The following is a 21,590-nucleotide window of genomic DNA, read 5'->3' as shown; positions in this document are numbered from 1 at the left end:
GCCTTAAGTCATATAAATCGTGAAAAGCTTCTTCTACTACCACCCTGCCCGGACATCTTCCGGGCTTTTTGTTTTCTCGACAATCCCAATAGAGTGCTAGTTCCATTTGACACTCAGAAATCTATTGAAAGTATTATCCCTATTCTTCGATTTGCACGGCTACTCTTTACCCATTCAACGATTTTCCCTACAGGAGCGTAACCCGGGGAAAGCTCAGAGAACCGTTTTGTAAGCCTCTCTTCATTTGTAAGCCTGTACATGCTTTGTAGAAAGTCAAAGACTTTTCCATACCTTGTCTCTATTCTTTCCAGCGCATCCAAAACTCTTTTTCCTCCAGTCACTCCGATCTCTTTAGAAATCCCTCTGCAGTATCCTTATTTTGTCATCGTGAACTTCAGCTGCCGTTATCACTTCATTTCACTGATTACTCCTATGCCTTGAGGACCGAGATGAGTCCCGATAATTGCTTCGATAACTCTCAGTTCTACTTCAGCTCCGGGAGCTTTCTCGCGAAGCATCCTTTCTAAAGTTTTGCCGTCTTCCTTCCTCCATATAGTCAGAACCCTAGCTCTACGCAATCTCTCAGGTGGAATTTCACTGAGCACATGGCTCACAAGAACATCCAGAAGCTTCTTGTTTCCTCTAACATTTTCCACGGGTTTGAGCTCACCTTCGTCAACAATAATCACGGGTTTCATCTTGAGAAGATTTCCCATTAGTGCCTTCGCCTTTCCAATTCTTCCGCCCTTCTGAAGGTAGCTCAAGTCATCTGTCGAACAAAACGTTCTAGTCTTTTCGTGAAAATTCGTTCCGTATTCCACTAGTTCATCAAGGTTGGCACCAGAGTTTATCATGTCGCCAAGGTTCTTCACCAGCATTCCCGTCCCATCGGCGATAAGCTGTGAGTCTATGACATGGATGGGCTTCTCAAAGGCTTTGGCGGCAATGTTGGCAGAAACATTGGTTCCGCTCAGCTTTCCAGACAGCACCGGCACAATCAGCGCATCGTATGTCTCCAAGGCTTCCTTGAAGACAGGAATGAAATCTTGAGGTGAAGGCTGAGACGTCCTGGGCAATTCCGCAGCCGCGGCGAGTTCTTCGTAGTATTCATCGAGATTAAGCTCTGTAGCTTTAGTATAGTTACCGTTTCGGTTTATGTACAGAGAAACGATTCGTACATCGTATTCCTTTATCTCTTCGGCAGTCAGATTACATGTATTGTCAGTTACCAAACCTATTTTCATTCTACCCACCCCCTTCATTAAACTATTCTACAATTATTGCCATTAGATACAAAATCCAGTGGAAATCGAGATGTCGCAAAGGATATTCTTGCGTTACATTGATGATGCTATCCCCAATGGTAGGGAATAATGATAATGTAGAAAGGGTTGCCAAAGCAGTTTGAACGAGAGGAGCTAAAACAATTATGGCTTTTGAGATCAGGGGAGTAGTTGAAGGCTTTTATGGCAAACCGTGGACAATGGATATGAGAAGAGAAGTTATTCAGTATCTTGGAGATCACGGTTTCAACACGTATATCTATGCTCCAAAGGACGATGAGCTACACAGAAAGCGCTGGCGTGAGCAATATGACGAAAACTTCTTCAAAGAGTTCTCTATACTGGTTCAAGAAGCGGAATCCCGTGGAATATCGATAGTATTTGCGGTGAGTCCCGGGTTGAATATAACGTATTCCAGCAATTCAGATGTAAATACCATGGTAGAAAAGCTAATGAGGTTGGCAGATGCGGGTGTCCGTTCCTTTGGACTTTTTTATGATGATATTCCGGAAACCTTAATTTATGAAAAAGATCGGAACACTTTCTCTTCCCTCTCATCGGCACAGGCATATTTCACAAATTCAGTTTTCAAAAGCATTAACGAGAAGCTCAAGACTCTTTCCCGGTTTATGATCTGTCCCACTCAGTACTGCGGTCGCGAAGCAACCGAGTATATGAAGACACTTGGAAGAGAACTTGACAGGAGTATCTCAATCCTCTGGACCGGGCCCGACGTTTGCTCTAATGTTCTCAGTCCAGATAACGCAGAGTTGGCCGAGAATGCCTTCCAAAGGAAGATCCTGTTGTGGGATAATTATCCTGTCAACGATGCTTCTATGGTACCAGAGCTTCATGTAGGTCCTTATGAAGGCAGAGACCCGAACATTGTCAATCACGCGGAGGGTATAGTTTTAAACCCCATGATTCAACCTTTAGCTTCGAAAATCGCAATTTTCTCGGCATCAGAATTCCTTCTAGACCCTTATCACTATGATTCTGACTCATCCTGGAGGAGAGCAATCTCCGAGATTGCACCGGGTTGTGAAGAAGAGATGATCCATTTCTGTGAATACAATCTTCGAAGTACCATACACACTACCCACTCCGAGAGACTTACAGGACTCACAAGTAACTTGAGCAAACTCTTATCGAAAAACAGATGGCCTGAGGTCTATGAAATCCTTTTGGGCGAAGCAACAAAGATCTCAGAATCGGAAAAAGCGCTAAACGAAAGGCTACCCGCTGATCTGATCCGTGAGATCGAACCCTGGATATTTGAGTTCTCTCTTTGGGGAGACGCTCTGACGAAAACAACTGGGATTTTGGCGATGAGAGATCTAATGTTTTCAAGCTCCGTGAGCTATGAGGAACTTTCGGAAACTACTAAACTATGCAGAGAAATCGAAATATCCCTTTGCAAACTGGTAAAGACCGAAACGCTTACGAGTGGTATTCTCTTCAGAGAAATCGTTCAAGAGATTCTCGTCAGAACAAAGGGCTATCTCAAACTCATAATCGATTAGTGTTACAGACCAGGTAACTGTTTTGGGAATTGCAGTTGCCATGCGATAGTTAGATCGAATTGAAAGGAGCTGAAAGAAATGAATCTGCTAAGAAGAGACGACCTGACGCCGAAGTGCCCATATTGCGAGGGAGAGCTCACAGAGCTTTACTACAAAACAAAGGGACCAGGCTTTTAGTTCAGCAAAAATGTGGTATATTTCTGCCCCGTTTGTAAGAAAGTTCTCGGCGTCTGAAGAAGCAATATCGGCTAGGGAGCTCCCGAAGCTCTTGTTAATGTCAAAGAAAGCTTGAACCTTCAGCGCCATATAGCATCAATCTTTTTTTGTTACAAAGGCTGCTGTTTTGGTGGAGTTCCTAAGAGCATTACTTACGATTACGCAATGAAGCTCGTTCGGAATGCTACTCCTCTCTTCCATCGTTCAGTGAAGCGATGCCGAATAGTTTAGTATGCGAATTGTATAGAAGTAATTACCGACCAGATTATTTGTACTAGTTGGAATTGTTTTGTAACATGTTGTATAATATTTCCATCGTATTCGGAGGGAGACTTTAAAGTTGAAGTCTAATCTGGAAGACGCTTATTCAGTCGTAACCGTGAGGGATTTTGGAAAGGCCTGGAGAAGGCGCACCGCAAGAATTCAACTGAAGAAATCAGTTGTAAGCGAAGCCGAGCTCCAGAAAATTACCCGCAAACTGTGGGAGACCTCCGGTCAGGACGTTGACGAAATGATAACGGTTTTTTATCTTCCTGGAATGGACACCAGCTCAGTGGCCTACGGTTTTGGTTCATGCATGAAGGATGGTATTGCCAGGGTAAGCTATCGATAAACTCACTTTATGTCTTTCTTATAAACAATCTTCCCCGCCTTGTATTCTTCATACCTCGCAAAGATGAAGAGAAGATCAGAGAGCCTGTTAATGTACTTAAGCAGCGTGGTATCGATTGTTTCTACTCTAGAAAGCGCAACGATGCGTCTTTCAGCCCTTCTGGCGACTGTTCTGCAAATGTCTATCTTTGAAGAACCTATAGTGCTTCCAGGAATAACAAATCCGTCAAGTTTGACCACCGACTCGAACTCGTGCACAAGTTCAGTGATCGCAACAATATCGTTTTCGACTATCGGTTCGACGTATTGCATGTCTCTCGACGCAAGTTGACCGGCTAGTTTAAAGAGAAATCGCTGGATAGACACGATGTGGCGGCCGATTTCCTCCGACACGAAATGCTTGGCTTCACCAAGAAAAGAGCTCAATTCATCCACTGTCCCGTATGCTTCAACACGTAAGCTGTCTTTGTTCACTCTCTCCCCGCTCCAAAGACTCGTTTCACCTTTATCTCCTGTGCCAGTAGTAATGCTCAAATCACACCCTCCCATCTGTCTAATGAGCCATAAATCCGGTTAATAAAGCTTACGGATTCTAAAGATTCAGCGCTCATGTTTCCATGAATAAGGATAATCATTATTTCCAGTAATTTGCTTCAAAAGTCTCTGATATTCTCTCTTCACTTTTTTTGGAGCATTAGCTTTCAGTCTCCAGCTTGTTCCCGCGACTTTCAAATAACTCTCATCGATCTCTATCCAGCTGTCAAACCATTTTGGCTTTTTTACTTCCAAAATGCACCTCCGAAAGCGAGACATTGAGAACGTAAACAAATCTCTAATTCGAATTACGAGAACTACGTTTCGAGAATTCAAGTCTTCTAGACAACTCCAGACAAAAGCCCTAACAGCATAACCAACAACCTGACATCATACTAACATATCGTTTTCTTCTTCGAGTAGAAAATTGCATGCTCTATTTCATCTGTTTTCTACCCGAGATGTTCTTGCGTTTATTGTCCTCCCGGCAACATATCCGGTTGAAAAGGCTGCTTGAAGGTTGTAACCTCCCGTCTCTCCATCAAAATCGAGAACTTCACCTGCAAAAAAGAGGTTGTTCACAATTCTAGATTCCATTGTCTTTGGATTGACCTCAGACAACGAAACTCCTCCTCTTGTTACCATAGCATTAGTGAAGTCTCCGACCCGTTCTATTTCGAAGTCAAGCTCGCATAATCCAGTAACCAACGATTTTCTTTCATCCTTTCTGACTTCGGAGCATATTCTTTCACCAACTCCGGCAAGATCAATGATCTTCGACAGCAATCTTTCAGGTAGACCATACTCGTCCAAGACATTCTTCACGAGTTTCTTTCCTTCTTTTGAAAGGAGGGAGATGAGATTGGCTTCAAGTTTCTCGCGTAACTGACCGCTCAAGTTCAATCTGATTATGTCACCAGGCGAGGCTTCTCTTGAGAGATGTAAGATAACAGGTCCAGAAAACCCGTCATGAGTAAACAGCAGATCTTCAACCCGGGTCGTAACCTTCTTCAAATTTCTCCATAAAGATACTTCAACATTTCTGAGGGAGATTCCCGACAGATCACCGAAACCAAAATTCCTAATTGTGACTGAAGTCAACGCCGGCCGCTGCTCTGATAGACTGTGTCCAAGTTTCTTAGCAAGAGCAAATCCGTCACCAGTTGACCCAGTTTCCGGATAACTCTTTCCTCCCGTAGCAATAAGAAGATAATCTGCATTAATCGAATCTGATTCCGTCTTTACCAAGAACCCGCCAGAGGGGAATTGAATAACGTCCTTGGCTCTGCAGTTATAGACTATTTTTATTCCCTGCCTGTCACATTCCTTGAGCAGCACTTCAAGTGCATCTCTCGCAGAATAGGTAACTGGGAAGACTTTCCCGTCTTCTCTTGTGTGAAGCCTGAGTCCACGATGCTCAAAGAAATCCATCAGCTTTTGAGAATCAAAAGCCATCAATGAAGGCTTAAGAAATCGTCCAGCACCAAAGTATCTTTTCAGCATAAGAGATGGCGATTCCGCATTTGTCAAGTTACACTGTCCGCCTCCAGAAATCAACAGTTTTTTTCCGGCGGAACTCGTCTTTTCAATGATCGTCACATTTCTTCCTTCTGTTGTGCAATTTATCGCTGCAAAGATGCCGGCTGGTCCGGCTCCAAGTATCACCACTTCTCTCATGATAATTCCTCCGCACACTTAGAAAACCTATGGAAAACATATGAACACAACAGAGCATAGTTCTTTTTGGCTATACTCTCTTGAAGAACAAAGAGATTCTTGACATCATCGCTTTCATTTCGCTCTTTGCACTAACCAAGAACAGGCATAAGAAAAGTCCGTTGCCTACAAGAAGCCAAATCCAAGTACTTACGTTGTTCCTGAGAAACAGAACAATCAGGTACATTGCAACTGACGACCCGAGAAGTCTCACTATCCGTTTCAAAGGCATGAATCTCAGGCCTTCCCTTGCAATCAGCAGAACATATATCAACGTAGCATTCAAAACCACTAATGAAGTACTAGCCGCGATTCCAGCATGACCAAACGGTTCTAGCATAAGCCAGTCGAAGAGTGCGTTCAAGAAAATCGAGAAGACCGCCACTAATGTGATGGACTTCAGTTTCTTTCTTGCCGTGAAATAACTGGAGCATGTATGCGCTATAGGTGATAGAACTATTAGTGCGCCGTAACCGATAAGTGCCATGCTAACGAGATTAGTTGAACCGGCATCGAATTCCCCACGTTGATAAATCACTCTCACAAGAGGTTCGGCCATCATAATAATCCACGCTGTAAGCGGCAAGGAAATATTCAGAGAAGTTGTAACGGTCTTTCTCAGGCGCTCTTCAACTCTCTTTCTTTCACCTGATACTATAAGTTCCGATAGCTCTGTATATGCCGTCATCTGAAAGGCAGAAATCGTAAAGGTAATCAGTCCGAGAAGTGTATGCGCGTACTGTAAAGAGGCAACCCGACCGGGTGGAAGAAGAGATACGAAGGCTTTGTCAACCATGTTGTTTATCACTCCAAGACTTCCCGAAAAGATCAGCGGAAGACTGAGATAAAGCGTCTCGACAATTGACGTTCCCTTGCCGACCCTTAGGGTAAAAAGATCTCTCGATTGTATGAGATATACCAGTACGGTGATCGCATTACCCAGCAACCAAGCCAGTATATACGATGCTTCAGAAAGAAAGGGAGAAGTCAATAGTATTACGGGAATTGCAATCACGTTGAAGAAGAGCTGTGACAAACCGTATTGCACAAACCTTCTATTTGACTTAAGAACTGCCCCCAATATGCTTTCAAGTCCGCCTATAAGAGGATATATCGATAAGTATCTTAGCTTCCTTGAAGCATATGCTACTATCTCGCTCGAAAAACCAGGAGCAAAGAGCCGAATCACAAGATCGGGAATCAATAGAAAGACTATCCCCATTGATAAAAAAACCAGCGAACCGGAGATAAGGACCGCGCCTGCATATCTTTTTGATCTCTCAGTGTCTTCATTCCTTATGGAATGGTAGACGGGGACAAAGATTGCGGCAAGTGCACCCGCGATTATACCTGAAAGCGTGGTCGCCGGAGTCATGGCAACGAAAACGGCATCCAGATTTGCTGAAGTACCGAATAGTCCGGCAACCAGCATCTCCCTGAAGAAACCCATCCCCTTCGATATGATCGAAAAGGTAAGAATCGCTATAGTGCCCGCTGCAACAGATGTTGATCTAGGTAGTCTCTTCATCGCGCCTCCTGTTCTTCACAGTATAATTTACCACACCTTTGATCTCCCATTCGCTCTCTTAATGGTAAACTAAAGAATAAAGATGCTTAGCCGCATTTCGTTTACCGTATTGATTATTTTCATCATCCTGAGTATTTCGGGATGTACCGGTCTGATCCGGTTTGAAACAGAACACTCACACCTCGAGCTTATCCCAGGTGAGAATTGTTTTGAGCTAACAAGAGGTGTCAAGATTTCTTTCAGCAACGTCCAGAAAGAGGTCTCAATTCCCTATGAAATAGAGCGCATATCGGAGAGAACCTTGCTAGTTCTCTTTCGTGAAGGAACCGCAAGCGCTCCAGGACCGATCTTTCATCTCTCTCACGAAGCTCTCGGAATTGAAGCAGATCAGGTCTTGATAGTACAGCCAATCCTGAATCAAACCTCTTATGTACCGACCGAAGAGAGATACGAAGCGCAATTCATTAAGGATTCTCTTTCGACTGTAGTAAGGTTCACCAAACTACCTTATTGCCTTCTTATATCTAGGGCAGATGCACTCTACACGGCCCAACATCTTCCCGGCAAGTTCCTACTTGAAGGAGATCTCCTATACCATATAGGGCCTAACTGGATCCCATCTCACTCTGCCGTATATCTTGGAGTTGATTATGAAACGGCTATGACCGACGAGAAACTTGGCTTCAACAATGAGGTGACCTTCGGAGAATCTTATCCCTTTCTTAGTCATGGGTACAATTTGGTGGAGGAGGGGGTTTTTATCTTTCCAAATGATATTGAAAATCACTCTTATGTCAACCTTTTCAACTACGATACTTATGAGTCTCGTTGGCTAAGATACTGGGCAACGAGTTTTTCTGGAGCCAGAAGGTTCCCGGGAGAAATTTCACCGCAAGACCGAAGGAAGATTTCGAGGTTCATGTACGAGACTGCAGAGAAAGGAGCTCTGTGGTCGGTTGGTTTTGCCTGGTCGGGATTTTGGGATCTTCCCTTCACCGACAGAGATCTTTATTCGTGCGTCGGTGTAGTTGAAAAGGCATATGAAAGTGCCGGAAGAAACATCGTTCCCTTCTGGGAAGATATGTTTTATCTAAACTCCTTTGAGCAATTCTCGAGAACCATTCCCGTACCAGAAATCACCTCCATGGTTGGTGACAAGGTAGAATTCAGGATCAACTCTTTAGTTGCAGAGTGGACATATGTAGGCTTTGACAAGTGGTCTTTCGGTGACCATGCGTGGATCTGGAAGTCAGAAAGTACTGTTGAGCTCCTATCTCCACAGGGATCGCTCGAAGTAAAAAACGACCACTGCATCTTTACGTGGACACCGATCGAGACTGGAGATTATCCGATCATCTTCAGGTTTTTCGGTGAGTTTGAAGGAAAGGAGGTAGAGAAGTATCACACCCTGACAGTTCACGTTACGGGGAAGGATTCCTAGATAACGCAGTGCAAGCACCAGGGGCCACCATAGACTTCTTACATTGTGCTATTAGGTGCAGACAGTTGGCGGGGATGAGACTCGCAAAGAATCACCAGTCTTTCGCAGATTCGGCTTCGGGGCCTTCCCAACCAAATACAGAAAGGTCGATCGTATCGCTTTCGTCGAAATGAACACCCTCTCTCTCAAGGATAGCCTTCTGCAGTGTGTACCCGTTAGGATCCCTAATGCTTATTCTCCCTCTTGAGTTGATAACTCTCTGCCACGGGATTGTCTCGTCTGAAATACCCGCCATGGCGTAGCCGACCATTCTAGCAGAGCACTTGCCCACGAGGGAAGCAATTTGGCCATAGGTCGCCACTCTTCCAACAGGAATCATCCTGACCATTTTGTATATTTTCTTATAGGCCGACAGATCCTCTTCAACCATCTAACTCACCAGTATCATTCTACTACATTAACTCCTAATCCACATCTTAACGCCATCTCCCATTAAGCGGTTTTACTTCGTGATATAATTCGATTTAAATGCCTGAGACCCGTAAGGAGGTAGTTTAGATGAAGGAATTGAGCACCAGGTACAATCCTTCTGATCTTGAAGAAAAGTGGTATTCCTGCTGGAAAGAAGGCGGTTTTTTCGAACCGAAGGGATCGGGTGAGCCGTTCACAATAATGATTCCTCCGCCAAACATCACTGCCCCTCTTCATATGGGGCATGCACTCAATCTGGTTATTCAAGACATAATAATTCGATTCAAGAGAATGAAAGGATACAGGGCGCTGTGGGTTCCCGGCGAAGATCATGCAGGCATTGCAACTCAAAATGCCGTCGAAAAGGATCTGGCGAAAAAAGGAACAAACCGCAAAGAACTCGGACGCGAGAGATTTCTTGAGACTACCTGGAATTGGGCAAAGGAATATAGGCAGAGAATCCGCGAACAGATAGAAGCCATGGGCTGCTCAGTTGACTGGTCTAGAGAGAGGTTCACTATGGACGAAGGCCTGAGTGAAGCCGTAAGGAAGGCTTTTGTAATGCTATACAAGGAAGGGCTGATTTATCGGGGGAAGTATATTGTAAATTGGTGTCCGAGGTGTTCAACGGTCCTCTCCGATGAGGAAGTTGAACATGAAGACGAAAAAGGCGCCTTCTACCACATAAAATACCCAATAAAAGACAGCGATGAGTACGTAATTATAGCAACTACAAGACCTGAGACTATGCTCGCAGATACCGCTGTGGCCGTTTACCCTTCAGATGATAGGTACGAAGGCTTAGTCGGAAAAACAGTAATACTACCTCTAATGAACAGGGAGATTCCCATTATTCAGGATAGATATGTCGATCCGTCGTTTGGGACCGGTGCACTAAAAGTTACCCCAGCACACGATCCAAATGATTTTCAGATTGGATTGAGGCATGGACTTGAAGTAATCGAAGTCCTCGACAAAGATGCAAGAATCAATGAAAATGGCGGTAAGTACAAGGGTCTTGACAGATATGAAGCAAGAAAACAGATAGTTAAAGACCTTGAAGAGCAGGGATTCTTGATCAAGGTGGAACCCATGGTCCACGCCGTCGGCAGATGTTATAGATGCGAGACCGTAGTAGAACCCTGTCTTTCCGACCAGTGGTACGTAAAAGTTGGACCGCTTGCAGAGAAAGCCATAGAAGCCGTGGAAGAGGGTAGTGTAACCTTCTTTCCGGAAACCTGGAAAAAAGTGTACTTGAACTGGATGAACGAGATTCGTGACTGGTGCATTTCTCGTCAATTGTGGTGGGGCCACAGAGTTCCCGTCTGGTATTGTGATGATTGTAATGAAGTAATCGTTGAAGAGCAAGATCCGTCGGTCTGTCCAAAATGTGGTTCAAAGAATATCAGACAGGACGAAGACGTTCTCGATACCTGGTTCTCTTCTCAGCTCTGGCCATTCACTACCCTAGGTTGGCCGGAAAAAACTGAAGATTTGGAGAGCTTTTATCCCACAAGTGTTCTTGTAACCGCGTTTGACATAATATTTTTCTGGGTTGCCCGGATGATAATGGCCGGATATCACTTCATGGGAGAAAAACCCTTCAATCATGTCTACATAACACGCTTAATAAGAGACAAGAATGGCAGAAAAATGTCGAAGTCGCTGGGTAACGGTATAGATCCACTTGACGTTATCAGAGAGCACGGGACAGACGCAATGCGATTCACACTTGCGATTCTGGCTGCTCAAAATCACGACATAAAACTGGACGTTAGGTTTTTCGACATTTACAAGAAATTCGCAAACAAGATTTGGAACGCTGCAAGGTTTGCATTGCTTAATATGGAAGGTTTTGAAAAGGTTAATCTCGATGAGGAAGAGCTCGCCATTGAGGACCGCTGGATTCTGTCAAGACTGGCGAAGTCTGTAAAAGCGGTTGAAGAATCGATTGATGGCTATGATTTTCCCAGTGCTTCAAAAATGATCTACTCGTTTTTCTGGAATGAATTCTGTGACTGGTATATAGAGAGTACTAAGCCAAGATTGAACAGAGAAGGCAGGAGTAGAATCGTTGCTCAGAATGTTCTGGTCAGAACTCTTGACGCTTCTCTAAGAATGCTCCACCCCTTCATGCCTTACATTACTGAAGAGCTCTGGCAGAACCTTCCCGGTTCCGATGGATTGTTGATAACTGCTCGGTGGCCAGAGTTTGATGAATCAAGCTTTGACAATCCTTCCGAAGTGGAGTACTCGAGAATCATGGACATGGTTAGGGGAGTAAGAAACATCAAGGCAGAGATGAACATACCCCCCTCTTCGAAAACCGCTGTCTACTACATCGGTGAAGTCCTGAATCAGGAAGTCGTTGAACTTGTTTCACATCTTTCCAATTCAAACGAAATAGATAGAAGGGCAGAAAAGACCTCCGGAAGCGTCTCGGCCTGGGGAGATGCAGAGAACACGTTGTATGTAGTCCTGGGAGAGATCGATACCGATGCTGAGATCGAGAGGTTAACGGGAAAGTTAGAGAAGGAAAGGGTCGATCTTGCCCGAACTTTGTCGAAGCTCGAAAACGGTGACTTCATTCGAAATGCACCCGAAGAGGTGATTACTGAAAACAGAGAAAGGCTCGCGACAAGCAAGGATAATATTCGCAGAATTGAGAAAATAATAGAAGATCTCAAATGAAAACATACTCGGAAGCAATTCAGTATCTTTACAACTCAAGGCCCTATGGAAAGATCAAGTATGGCCTGTTCAGGATCAGAGAACTGCTTGAACGGCTTGGCAATCCTCAGAAGTTGTATCCGATCATTCATATTACAGGTACAAATGGCAAGGGAAGTGTTGCGGCAATCACGAGGTCAATAATGTCTTCTCATGGGCTGAAGACGGGGCTGAACATTTCTCCGCACATTACAACTTTCAGGGAGAGGATTCAAGTCGATGGCGAGTACATATCGGAAGGTGATGTCTGTAGAATCCTGAAGAACATAGAACCGGCTCTAGAAAAGATGGACAGAAAAGGCGAAGAATACGCGCCGAGTTTTTTCGAAGTGGTAACGGCAATTGCATTTCAGTACTTCAAGGAAGAGAGTTGCGATGTAGTCGTTCTCGAAGTCGGCCTTGGTGGAAGATTTGATGCTAGCAACGTAATTGATTCTTCTCTCGTATCTGTTGTTACAAGCGTAGGTTTGGACCATACGGGAATTCTTGGGGATACTGAAGAAAAAATTGCTATCGAGAAATCAGGCATTATCAAGCTCGAATGTCCAGTCGTTTCAGGTATAACAAGACCCGCAATAAGAAGAGTTGTTTCTGAAAAGGCAAGAAGCATGAATTCACCATACTTCTTCTACAAAAGGGATTTCGACGCGACTGGAAGAGAGTATGCGCTAAATCGCAATATATTTGACTACACTGGAAGTAATAACTTTGAAAACCTACAGATCAATCTAAATGGTGAACATCAGACTGTAAACGCAGCTTTGGCAATCAAGACGTCAGAGATTGCAATGGGAGAGATTCGAAGCGGTTTGAATGAAGAGAAACTGCGGATGGCGCTGAAATCTGTCTCATGGCCGGGAAGATTTGAAGTCTTTTCTCAAGATTCCAAGTCAGTTATACTTGACGGCGCGCATAACCCCGATGCAGCCAGAGTTCTCAGGAGGACTGTCGAGAAGTACTTTCCAGGTGAAAGGCTTACGCTTCTCTTCGGAAGTCTAGACGACAAAGACTACGAAACCAATATCAAAGTGCTTTCAGAAATTGCCGACAGTGTTGTTGTGTGCAGGGTTCCAAACCATCGAAGTATACATCCCGAGAAGGTCGCCGATGTCTGGCGCAAGTATTGTTCATCTGTTCAATTCGTGGAAGAACATGAGATTGCCATGAACAAGGCGCTTGAAATCTCCGATTCGCTTCTTGTTTGCGGGTCTCTATATCTAGTAAGCGAGATAAGAAATCTCTTAACTGGAGTGAGTGAGCATGCTGGAAGGTATTGAGGGTCGCGTAAGAGAAATAAGAGAGACCGAAATTGTCATACAGGTCGGAGGTCTGTTTTTTAAAGTTAACTGCACACCGAACACAATCAGCAAGCTTCCGGTCGAAAAGGACGTTTATCTTCTTACGTTCATGGCCTACTCACAGGATAGGCCGCCTGAGCTGTATGGCTTCTACGATCAAGAAGAGAAAGAGTTGTTCAATATACTGTTGAGGGCAAGCAAGATAGGACCTAAGTCCGCCATGAAGATTCTCTCTTCGGCCTCTCCTTCAAGGATTAAGCATATTATTTCCACCAAGAATGCGGCAGAGCTGTCTTCCCTTCCCGGCATTGGAAAGAAAACTGCGGAAAGAATGATCGTTGAGCTCGCCTCGTTGGTAGACACTTCTGGAATTACAGACGAACAAACCATTCCGGGTGTTGAGAGGTCGCACGGTGAAGAAGCTGTTGCGGCACTTACATCCCTTGGTTTCGACGAAAACCAGTCGAGGAAAGTAGTTATAGAGATTCTGAAGGCTGAAAGGGAAATCGATACTCACGATCTTATAAAGAAAGCACTGAAGGAGATCCGTAAGTAGTCGAGCATTTACATGCTTCTTGAAAACACAAATTTGCCCCTTGCCAATCAAACTGAAAGACTGCAACAGCAAAAGAGAAAAGAATGATCGAAGATATCCCTCCGGAGATTTGCTTATATTTTTCTTGTTGCCCACACAATCCAAAACCATTTCTACCGGATGATTCGCCAGCAGTTTTTTGAACGGGGGACCTTTTGTTGACAGGCAAGAAGTCATCGCATCATTGAAGCAATGGGTTTTGATGGTGTAAAATTGTTTGCCGGTAAGATTGAAAGGAGTTGATCTTTTGCTCTTCGAAATGGATTCCTCGTACAGTCCGCAAGGCGATCAGCCGCAAGCAATCGAAAAGCTTATTGACGGACTCAAGAGTGGGGATAGGTTTCAGACTCTTCTAGGTGTTACTGGTTCTGGGAAGACTTTTACAATGGCGAACGTTATAAGCACTCTCCAGAGACCTGCAATAGTCATTTCACCCAATAAGACCCTCGTGGCTCAGTTGTACAGAGAATTCAAGACCTTCTTTCCCAAGAACAAAGTCGAGCTTTTCATAAGTTATTACGATTATTATATGCCTGAGTCTTATATACCTTCAAAGGACCTATTCATAGAAAAAGAGGCAGAGATCAATGAGACACTGGAGAGAATGAGAATTTCGGCTTTGAAGTCCGTTTTGACCAGAAACGATACGGTTGTACTTGCGAGCGTCTCCGCGATATATGCCAGCGGCGATCCCAAGGATTTTGCAACAATGAATATTTTCCTCGAACGCGGGAAGAGTATCAATCGCAAGGAGCTTGCGCTCAAGCTGGCTAACATTCAGTATAATCGTTCCGAAGATGTATCGGCAGGTGGAGTTTTTCATGTGAAGGGAGAGATTTTTGAAATCTTCCCCCCATACGAAGACTTTGGGATTAGGCTGTACTTCTTTGATGACGAAATAGAACGGATTGTGTCCTTCGATCCTATCAACAGAAAGACGATTGAAGAGCTAGACATGGTAACGGTTTACCCTGCTAAAGAATTCGTCACAACTCAGGATAAGATTCTTGGTGCTATGCGGAACATTGAGAATGAGCTTGAAGAAAGGGTAAAGCAGCTAGAACGGGAAGGAAAGTACCTGGAGGCGCAAAGACTTAGACAGCGAACTACTTACGACATGGAAATGCTTTCCAGTGTCGGTTACTGCTCAGGAATAGAGAATTACTCTAGATTCTTCGATGGGAGAATGCCTGGAGAGAAACCATATACATTGCTTGATTACTTTGACAGAGAAAAGTTTATTACGTTTATCGATGAGTCTCACATTGGGGTTCCACAACTGGGAGCGATGTACAGAGGAGATTATTCCAGGAAGAAAAACCTTGTGGATTACGGATTCAGACTGCCTGCGGCATTTGACAATCGCCCGCTGAAATTCGAAGAATTTCTAAGCACGGTCGGCCAGATTGTCTTCGTCTCTGCAACCCCGGGAAATTTCGAAGCTGAGCATTCGACTAGAATTATAGATCAGGTTATAAGGCCTACCGGTCTTGTAGATCCCGAGGTTATTGTTCATCCAACCGAAAGCCAGGTAGATGACTTCATTGAAAGGATGCGAGAAGTAAAGAAGAGAAATGAAAGAGCATTGGTAACTGTTCTTACAAAGAAGGCTGCAGAAATGCTTTCCGACTACTTGAATGAAGTGGGGATCAGATCGGAGTATCTACACTCTGAACTCGACGCAATCGAGAGAGTGGAAGTACTGAGAAAACTCAGGGATGGAACCGTGGAAGTTGTCGTTGGCGTAAACCTCCTCAGAGAAGGTCTTGACCTACCAGAAGTTTCACTTGTAGCAATAATGGATGCCGACAAGGAGGGTTTCCTTCGTTCTGAGACAACACTGATCCAGACAATCGGTAGAGCCGCGAGGAATGTCAACGGTCAGGTTATCCTTTATGCCGACACCATGACCGGTTCAATGAAAAGAGCAATTGATGAGACAAACAGGAGAAGGCTGAAACAACTGATATTTAACAAAGAACACAATATAACACCCGAGAGCATCGTTAAACCTCTGTATAGAAACATCTTCGAGGAGTTTGCTGGCGAGAATCTTGACAAAGAGAGGGAAGATAAGGCAAGAGCCACTTATCTTGAAGGAGTGATGGCGTTGAAAGAGTCTCTAGACTATGAGGATTACATCGCCTTACTCAACGAAGAGATGATAAGAGCTGCCGGAGAGTTGAGGTTTGAAGACGCTGCAATCCTGCGAGATGAAATGTACAGCCTCAAGAAGAGCAAACAGAATATCTAATCTTTCTGCCTTTAGCTGTGCGTATCTCTCTTTCTTCGTTCTGCTCTTAACTCAGGTACAAGCATCCCGATTGCCACAGTTCAATGGTGACAACCCATAAGTCGCAGCTGAACAGATTCAGTTTTATAATTGTCGCATCTCCTGCAAATGTAGCGGTGAGTTCTTGATAATCTCATATCGCACAAAGGAAGTGGTGCAGACTCACCTTGACGATTTGGGGAATTTCGGGCATCTCATTTGACTCATGTTTCTGAATCAGGAATCTCTTTCACACAGGCAACGCCTGGAAAATCAGCCAACATTTAGTTGTCACTCTACTGAGTCACTTCCAATTTACTCCCTTCAAAACCGTATGGATTCAACTGTAAGCTTGCGGGCTTCTGTTTTATAAAGCGGTTATTCATCTGCAAAGCTCTTTCATCTCGCAAATCTTGAAGGACAAACTTCAACGTACTTCTCCCAGATCGAGAAATGAATTCAGTGTCATAATTCCTTTGAAGCTAAAGACTTTGGAAGGGTATCGCTTAAACCTAGACTAAAAAACGACTTAAGGAGTTTTGGAAGGCTTCAGATGAAAATCAATCTACTTCAGTTCCATTGTAAGCTGTCATGACCTTTCGAATATCACCGGAGATAAGCTCCTTTGCAGCGGAGACAGCTAAGCCGATTACCTTGCTGACTTTCTGGTATTCATCACCACTAAATTTACCGAGAACATAATCTACCATATCTCCGTTCTCTGGAAGGGGTCCCACACCGATTCTGATTCGGGGGAAGCTCTGAGTTCCTATCTCCGAAATCACTGATTTCAGACCATTGTGCCCGCCATCTGAACCGCTTTCTCTTATCCTCATCCTACCAAGAGGTATCCATACATCATCATACACTAGAACCAGCGTATCTTTCTTTTCGAAATTGAGGTCTTTCATGAGAAGTCTTACGGCCACTCCGCTCAAATTCATGAAAGTAAGTGGCTTTGCAATATAGACTTTCCCTTCTCCCTCAAGAAGATGTGCTTCATACAGTCTCTTTTGCACTGTCTTCCTTAGGCCAAGCTTAGCCATCTGATCTATGAAGAGAAAGCCCACGTTATGTCTTGTTAGCGCATAACGTGGGCCAGGATTTCCCAGTCCAACGAAGAGAAACACTCTTACTCCTCTTCTTCCTCTTCCTTCTTACCCTTGTTTATTACCTCGGGCTCAACACCTTCTTCAATCTCTTCGGCTTCTTCCTCTTCGACTTCCTTTGCCGCTCTCGGAAGGGCTATGAGCATGATCGCGTCTTCATCGTCAAGCAAAGGTTTTATTCCTTCGGGAATCTCAAGATCTCCAACTCGCAGAACATGGCCTACATCAAAGGAACTTACATCAACAATGATCTCTTCCACAATATCCTTTGGGAGAACCGAAACGGGTAGTTCATTGATGATATGATCAACTATTCCACCTTTTTCAACGCCTATCGGGGTACCCTTCAATCTTATCGGAATTCGGAGTTCCATCTTGTGACCGCTGGAAGGAACGTAGAAGTCTAGATGAATGACCGAGTCGGTTACTTTATCTCTCTGAACACCCTTGAGAAAGGTATGATATTCCTTTCCATCGATAGAAATAACCACCGAGGTAGTCTCGGCAATCCTGTTCATGATTCTCAAGATCTCTACCCTATCCAGACTAACAGGAACTGTCTCCAGTTCAGGACCATAAACTACCGCGGGAATCTTCCCTTGGTTCAGCAGGCTCCTTGCTTTCATTTCACCGTTGCGAAGTTCAGCAACGAGATTTATTTCGTGCATTTGTTTCCCTCCTCTATCTGAACAAAATACTCACCGAAAGATTTTTTCTTACACGAGTCAATGCCTCCGCCAGAAGCGGCGCGATGGATAACATCATTATGTTGTCGGGAAGGTCATCATGGTAAATCGTGTCTGTTATGAAGACCTTCTCAATCGTTGACTCGGCAATGATCTTTTTAGCATCACCGGAAAAAACTCCATGAGTCGCACACGCAAATATCTTATCGGCGCCGTTGGATTTTAGCATCTTCGCCGCTTCGACTAGTGAACGACCGGTGTCAATTATATCATCAAAGATTATTGCTGTCTTTCCCTCAACATCGCCGATTATGTGAACCATTTCCGCAACGTTGTCTTTGGGTCTCCTCTTGTCCAAAATTGCCAGCGGTACACCCAGCTTTGCAGCAAATTTGCTTGCGCGTTTTACTCCACCAATGTCCGGTGAAATCACCGCCATCTCATTTCGATCAAAGGCACTCTGACTGAAGAACTTCAGAAATGCAGGAAAAGACCAGAGGTTGTCTACGGGAATATCGAAGAACCCCTGTATCTGTTCTGCATGCAAATCGATAGTTATTAAACGGCTTGCTCCTGAAGTCGTGAGAAGATTTGCCACAAGTTTAGCAGTTATAGGATCCCGACCTCTAGCCTTTCTATCTTGTCTCGCATATCCATAGTAGGGGATTACGGCCGAAATAGAATGAGCGGAAGCTCTCCTGAAGGCATCTATCATTATTAGGAGCTCCATCAGATTCTCGTTCGCAGGACTGCATGTGGATTGAATTATGTATACATCATGGCCCCTTACAGTCTCATCGATTTTCAGATTGATCTCTCCGTCCGCAAATCTCTTTGTCCTGCAGTCTCCGAGTCTGATTCCCAAGTAATTTGAGATTTTCTCTGCCAGCGGTAGACTCGCAGAGCCAGCGAATACTTTCATCTCGTTAGTCTGATACGGCATCAGCTGTTCTCCTCCTGCTCTCTATTTTTTGAATACTTCCCCTCTTTGACGACTTGCCTCGCTCTACCGAATGCGAGTGAGTCGGGCGGAACATCCTCGGTTATCGCTGAACCGGCAGCAGTCACAGAGTTTTTTCCAATTCTTACCGGGGCGACAAGCGAAGTATTGCTGCCAATAAATGCCCCATCTCCGATCTCCGTCCTGTGTTTCCTCTTCCCATCATAATTACACGTTATCGTTCCGGCACCGATATTTACACCCTCACCTACATCAGTATCACCAAGATATGTAAGATGCTGTGCTTTTGATCCCCTGCCAAGAATCGTCTTCTTCAGCTCCACAAAGTTGCCAACATGTGCTTCATTCATTACTACAGCTCCGGGTCTTAACCTAGAAAGAGGCCCGACTCTTGCGCCAGAATGAACCTCTGCATTCGATACTTCAGAACGCAATATCTCAACATCGTCTCCGATAACTGAGCTATCAATTCTTGTTAACGGCCCAATAGAACAGCAGTTTCCGATTCGCGTCTTTCCTGAAAGAAAAACCATGGGTTCAATAACAGTGTCAGCACCGATCTCAACTTCTGGGCCAATGTAACAGGTGTCAGGATCGACTATCGTGACCCCGTTTCTCATATGTTCTTCATTGATTCTCTTCTGAGCAATCTTATTTATCTGGGCCAGCTGAATTCTGTCATTAACACCAAGAACTTCCTGAGCATCTTCAACAACTATAGTATCCGCTTTACCGGCAAGCGAAATCGTATCCGTGAGATAGTACTCGTTCTGATCGTTATTGTTGGACAAACTCTTGATTGCTGAACTCAGAAAACTCCCCTTAAAAGCATATATAGCGGAATTTACTTCATTAATCATTCTTGTTTCCGAATCGGCATCCCTGTGTTCCACTATTTTTATCTTTTTGCCGTCTTTAACGACTCTTCCATATCCCGTCGGATCGGCAGGCTTCATAGTAAGAAAGACAACATCGAAATCCCCTTCAATCCTTCTTGAAACAAGCTTTTTCAATGTCGATGGTAGGACAAGCGGCTCATCTCCAGCAATGACAATGATGTCTTCATCGTCGAGATAATCGAGCGCCGTCATTACGGCGTGCCCCGTGCCGAGTTGAGGGGTCTGCCTAACAGAAATGATATCCTTGTCAAGAACGGCTTCAACCATAGCAGCCTCGAAACCGGTGACCACAACGATTTTGTCTGAACCGGCCTGTCTGAGCGCTGAAATGACCCAGTTTACCATTGGCCGATCAAGAATCTTGTGAACCACTTTCGGGAATCTTGATTTCATTCTCTTTCCCTGGCCAGCGGCCAGCACTATTCCAGTCATCCAGTACAACCTCCCCGACAGGTTTTTTTCATTTCGTTCACGGCATTATTATATAGCACTCGAGCTGAAAAAGGCAGAGTACAGACACAAACACAACACTGATCCTTTTGCAGTTATTCAAATAGTGAAGAGACTTCCTTAAGTTGTTCAATTATAGGAATGTTCTGGGGGCAAAGCTCTTCACACCGTCCACACTCGACACAAAGTGAAGCTCTGTTCTCTTTCTTGACAGATCTCAAGTAAGCTTTTTTATGATCCTCTATGCTGTCAAACATGTACGCATCATTGAAGAAATCAAAACAAGTTGGGATCGCTACTCCAGTGGGACAAGGCATGCAGTAGCTGCAACCCGTACAGCTCACTTTTATCCTCTTTTTGTACTCCTCCCTGACTTTATCAACAATAGTCAGTTCAGAAGAGCTCATGGAATACGGACTTGCCTCTCTTGCTGTCTCAATGTTTTCCCTTACCTGGTCCATAGTCGACATCCCGCTCAGAACAACACCTACATCCGGGTCGTTCCACACCCATCTCAACGCCCAGGCGGCCGGCGTCCGATCGATTCCCGAGGAGTTCCAAATCGAAAGAATGTCATCTCTTACATTCGTGGCAAGCTTTCCACCCCGAAGAGGTTCCATAACAGCTACTCCGATTCCCTTACCGGCAGCGTATTTCAAACCCTCTAGACCGGCCTGGTGCTCCGTATCTACGAAATTGTACTGAATCTGGCAGAACTCCCAGCCGTAAGAATCGATGATTTCCTTAAAGACATCAAGAGTATCATGAAAGGAAAACCCTATGTGTCTGATCCTTCCACTGGCAAGAGCAGAATCCATGAACTCGAATATGTCGTGTTCCTTGAGATTCTTCCAGTATCTTCTGTTCAACGCGTGGATTAGATAGAAATCAATTACATCTGTTCTCAATCTCCTGAGTTGCTCATTCAAATAGTAGTCCATATCTTCTCTACTCTTGATAAGCCAGCTGGGCAACTTAGTAGCAAGATTTACCTTATCTCTGTAACCATCTTGAAGAGCACTGCCTACAAAGGGTTCACTTTGTCCGTTGTGATATCCCCACGCAGTATCGACATAGTCAACACCGTTATCTATAGCAAATCTCAACATTCTTGTGGCTTCATCCACGTCTATTGATTGATCGTCACGCGTGGGAAGTCTCATACAACCAAAACCCAAGGCAGATACCTTTTCTCCAGTCTTTCCCATTTCTCTCCGAATCATAACAATACCTCCGAAAGCAAGATGAAGATGATGGTAAGCACAT

At 44.4% G+C, this 21,590-nt stretch carries 19 protein-coding genes; 7 read left to right on the top strand and 12 right to left on the bottom strand.

The genetic code is table 11. From position 1 onward, the window contains the following. Positions 1 to 113: 113 nt before the first annotated feature. Together Y696_RS05170 and Y696_RS05165 are read right to left on the bottom strand one after the other, a co-directional pair. Complete coding sequence (locus Y696_RS05170; RefSeq protein ID WP_257211987.1) at positions 114 to 341, bottom strand: hypothetical protein; 228 nt, start codon at positions 339 to 341, stop codon at positions 114 to 116. 66 nt (positions 342 to 407) lie between these two features. Then, positions 408 to 1,244 carry a DegV family protein gene (locus Y696_RS05165; protein ID WP_099772188.1) on the bottom strand — a complete coding sequence of 279 codons (837 nt, stop codon included), beginning with the start codon at positions 1,242 to 1,244 and terminating at the stop codon, positions 408 to 410. Between the two features lie 185 nt (positions 1,245 to 1,429). Here Y696_RS05165 and Y696_RS05160 point away from each other — a divergent pair, with 185 nt between their 5' ends. Continuing rightward, positions 1,430 to 2,806 carry a protein O-GlcNAcase gene (locus Y696_RS05160; protein ID WP_099772187.1) on the top strand — a complete coding sequence of 459 codons (1,377 nt, stop codon included), beginning with the start codon at positions 1,430 to 1,432 and terminating at the stop codon, positions 2,804 to 2,806. 556 nt (positions 2,807 to 3,362) lie between these two features. After that, positions 3,363 to 3,635: a hypothetical protein gene (locus Y696_RS05150; protein ID WP_039883013.1), complete on the top strand. Its 273-nt coding sequence runs from the start codon at positions 3,363 to 3,365 to the stop codon at positions 3,633 to 3,635. Positions 3,636 to 3,637: 2 nt separating this feature from the next. Here Y696_RS05150 and Y696_RS05145 read toward each other — a convergent pair whose 3' ends face one another. From Y696_RS05145 to murJ, 4 genes are all read right to left on the bottom strand, one after another. Further along, positions 3,638 to 4,168, bottom strand: coding sequence for a cob(I)yrinic acid a,c-diamide adenosyltransferase (locus tag Y696_RS05145; RefSeq protein WP_099772186.1), 531 nt, complete (start codon positions 4,166 to 4,168; stop codon positions 3,638 to 3,640). A gap of 66 nt (positions 4,169 to 4,234) precedes the next feature. Further along, entirely contained in the window at positions 4,235 to 4,423 is a 189-nt protein-coding gene (locus Y696_RS05140; RefSeq protein WP_014730711.1) for a hypothetical protein, read from the bottom strand. Between the two features lie 186 nt (positions 4,424 to 4,609). Next, entirely contained in the window at positions 4,610 to 5,845 is a 1,236-nt protein-coding gene (locus tag Y696_RS05135; protein WP_099772185.1) for an NAD(P)/FAD-dependent oxidoreductase, read from the bottom strand. 70 nt (positions 5,846 to 5,915) lie between these two features. Then, positions 5,916 to 7,412: a murein biosynthesis integral membrane protein MurJ gene (murJ, locus tag Y696_RS05130; RefSeq protein ID WP_099772184.1), complete on the bottom strand. Its 1,497-nt coding sequence runs from the start codon at positions 7,410 to 7,412 to the stop codon at positions 5,916 to 5,918. Positions 7,413 to 7,713: 301 nt separating this feature from the next. Here murJ and Y696_RS05125 point away from each other — a divergent pair, with 301 nt between their 5' ends. After that, positions 7,714 to 8,853, top strand: a complete 1,140-nt coding sequence (locus Y696_RS05125) for a hypothetical protein (RefSeq protein ID WP_257211986.1) — start codon at positions 7,714 to 7,716, stop codon at positions 8,851 to 8,853. A 91-nt stretch (positions 8,854 to 8,944) separates the two neighbouring features. Here Y696_RS05125 and Y696_RS05120 read toward each other — a convergent pair whose 3' ends face one another. After that, a complete protein-coding gene (locus tag Y696_RS05120) occupies positions 8,945 to 9,283 on the bottom strand; it encodes an MGMT family protein (protein ID WP_099772182.1) in 339 nt (112 codons plus the stop codon). A 128-nt stretch (positions 9,284 to 9,411) separates the two neighbouring features. Between Y696_RS05120 and Y696_RS05115 the strand changes: the two genes are divergently transcribed. The 4 genes from Y696_RS05115 to uvrB all read left to right on the top strand — a co-directional run bounded on the left by Y696_RS05115 (position 9,412) and on the right by uvrB (position 16,201). Then, positions 9,412 to 12,015, top strand: coding sequence for a valine--tRNA ligase (locus Y696_RS05115; RefSeq protein ID WP_099772181.1), 2,604 nt, complete (start codon positions 9,412 to 9,414; stop codon positions 12,013 to 12,015). Continuing rightward, entirely contained in the window at positions 12,012 to 13,331 is a 1,320-nt protein-coding gene (locus Y696_RS05110) for a folylpolyglutamate synthase/dihydrofolate synthase family protein (protein ID WP_099772180.1), read from the top strand. Before Y696_RS05115 ends, Y696_RS05110 begins: the two co-directional genes overlap by 4 nt. Continuing rightward, positions 13,315 to 13,908 carry a Holliday junction branch migration protein RuvA gene (ruvA, locus tag Y696_RS05105; RefSeq protein ID WP_099772179.1) on the top strand — a complete coding sequence of 198 codons (594 nt, stop codon included), beginning with the start codon at positions 13,315 to 13,317 and terminating at the stop codon, positions 13,906 to 13,908. Before Y696_RS05110 ends, ruvA begins: the two co-directional genes overlap by 17 nt. Before the next feature lie 298 nt (positions 13,909 to 14,206). Then, positions 14,207 to 16,201, top strand: coding sequence for an excinuclease ABC subunit UvrB (gene uvrB, locus Y696_RS05100; RefSeq protein WP_180274850.1), 1,995 nt, complete (start codon positions 14,207 to 14,209; stop codon positions 16,199 to 16,201). Between the two features lie 578 nt (positions 16,202 to 16,779). On the opposite strand, the gene pth is transcribed toward uvrB, so the two are convergent. From pth to Y696_RS05075, 5 genes are all read right to left on the bottom strand, one after another. Further along, complete coding sequence (gene pth / locus Y696_RS05095; protein WP_099772177.1) at positions 16,780 to 17,349, bottom strand: aminoacyl-tRNA hydrolase; 570 nt, start codon at positions 17,347 to 17,349, stop codon at positions 16,780 to 16,782. A gap of 2 nt (positions 17,350 to 17,351) precedes the next feature. Next, positions 17,352 to 17,996, bottom strand: a complete 645-nt coding sequence (locus tag Y696_RS05090; protein WP_099772176.1) for a 50S ribosomal protein L25 — start codon at positions 17,994 to 17,996, stop codon at positions 17,352 to 17,354. Between the two features lie 13 nt (positions 17,997 to 18,009). Further along, positions 18,010 to 18,957 carry a ribose-phosphate pyrophosphokinase gene (locus Y696_RS05085; protein ID WP_099772175.1) on the bottom strand — a complete coding sequence of 316 codons (948 nt, stop codon included), beginning with the start codon at positions 18,955 to 18,957 and terminating at the stop codon, positions 18,010 to 18,012. After that, on the bottom strand, positions 18,957 to 20,306 hold the full coding sequence (glmU, locus tag Y696_RS05080; RefSeq protein WP_099772174.1) for a bifunctional UDP-N-acetylglucosamine diphosphorylase/glucosamine-1-phosphate N-acetyltransferase GlmU: 1,350 nt from the start codon (positions 20,304 to 20,306) through the stop codon (positions 18,957 to 18,959). The genes Y696_RS05085 and glmU overlap by 1 nt, the downstream gene beginning before the upstream one ends. Before the next feature lie 113 nt (positions 20,307 to 20,419). Further along, the gene (locus Y696_RS05075; protein WP_099772173.1) at positions 20,420 to 21,547 is read right to left on the bottom strand and encodes an aldo/keto reductase; all 1,128 of its coding nucleotides are present in this window, start codon (positions 21,545 to 21,547) and stop codon (positions 20,420 to 20,422) included. Between the last annotated feature and the right edge of the window lie 43 nt (positions 21,548 to 21,590).

It is taken from the genome of Mesotoga sp. H07pep.5.4 (assembly GCF_003664935.1).
GTDB lineage: Bacteria > Thermotogota > Thermotogae > Petrotogales > Kosmotogaceae > Mesotoga > Mesotoga prima.
Note: the sequence above shows the minus strand (reverse complement) of the source record. Positions and strands in the feature narration are given on the sequence as shown.